General features: G+C 67.9%; 1 protein-coding gene. It reads right to left on the minus strand.

From position 1 onward, the window contains the following. The coding region (locus tag AIIKEEIJ_RS14405) for a cbb3-type cytochrome c oxidase subunit I (RefSeq protein WP_202917043.1) at positions 1-1027 on the minus strand (1027 nt) is incomplete at its 3' end. Between the last annotated feature and the right edge of the window lie 584 nt (positions 1028-1611).

Here is a 1611-nt window from a genome sequence, read left to right on the forward strand (position 1 = left end):
TGAAGAACTTCACGCCGGTGGGCACCGCGATCAGGAACGTCATGAAGGAGAAGTACGGCAGCAGCACGGCGCCGGTGGCGTACATGTGGTGCGCCCACACCGCGATCGAGAGCGCCGCGATGGCCAGGGTCGCGTAGACCAGACCCGAGTAACCGAAGATCGGCTTGCGCGAGAACACCGGGAAGATCTCCGAGACGATGCCGAAGAACGGCAGCGCCAGCACATACACCTCTGGGTGGCCGAAGAACCAGAACAGGTGCTGCCACAACATGACTCCGCCCGTTCCGGGGTCGAAGATGTGAGCGCCGAACTGGCGGTCGACGAACAGGGCGATCAGCGCCGCCGCGAGCAGCGGGAAGATCAGCAGGATCAGCAGCGAGGCGATGAAGGTGTTCCAGGTGAAGATCGGCATCCGGAACATGGTCATGCCGGGGGCGCGCAGGCACACGATGGTGGTGATGAGGTTGACCGCACCGAGGATCGTGCCGAGACCGCCGACGGTGAGTCCGAGGATCCACAGGTCGGCACCGACGCCGGGCGAGTGCAGCGAGTTCGTCAGCGGCACATACGCCGTCCACCCGAAGTCGGCCGCGCCTCCGGGGGTGAGGAAGCCGGTGGCGGCCATGAGCCCGCCGAAGACGTAGAGCCAGAAGCCCACCGCATTGAGTCGGGGAAAGGCCACGTCCGGAGCGCCGATCTGCAGCGGCAGCAGATAGTTGGCGAAGCCGAAGAACACCGGGGTCGCGTACAGCAGCAACATGATCGTGCCGTGCATGGTGAACAGCTGGTTGTACTGCTCGTTCGACAGGAACTGCAGGCCGGGCACGGCGAGCTCACCACGGATGAGCAGTGCCATGAGGCCGCCGATGAGGAACCACGCGAAGGCCGCCACGATGTACATCACGCCGATGACCTTGTGGTCGGTGGAGGTGACGACCGTGAGGATCGTCGAGCCCTTCGGGCGGCGGGTCGGAGGATACGGCCGCTGCGCGTCCGGCCTCCTCAGTATCGGCGCGACATCAACCATGACCACGACTCCTGACTTCGGCCCCACCATCGTCCGGGTGGGGCATCGAGCTCCGACCTGTTGCCGCGAGAGGGTGGATCCGCGTCCTCCCGTTCGGCCGACGAGACGGCGGCGCAGGCGTTCGTCCCGGAACGGAGCGGAGCCGTCGACCGTCGGCGCGCTGACTCTTGCACCGTGGCATCGGCATCGGCAATGAGACGTGGAGCACGTCCGCGGGGCGGCGAAGGCCCGGTGGCGGGTGTCGGCAACGGCCGCTGCGCCCGGACAGACGGGACGGGCGCGGGAGCCGAGGCGGTAGTCGATCGGGTCGAAAGGTACTGATCAACAGGTTGTTCCACAGGTGTGGACGTGCTCGCGCGCAGGCGAGCCGGGCGGTGCGGGCACCGACCGCACACCGGCGGGACCGGGAGCGCTCCCTCGACTCTGTCGCCGTCGGCGGGACCGAGGACTCGGAGAAAGGGCCCAAAGTCTCCCGCCGACTGTGCCCATCGGCCGGAGCACTCCGGCGCCCAGCGAGGGACCGAGTGGCCGGGTCGGCCGGGCACCTCGTCCCGTGCCGCTCGACGGGTCGCTCGGCCGTCCGG

Origin of the sequence: Rhodococcus sp. YH1 (assembly GCF_009939605.1) — a bacterium.
GTDB lineage: Bacteria > Actinomycetota > Actinomycetes > Mycobacteriales > Mycobacteriaceae > Rhodococcus > Rhodococcus aetherivorans.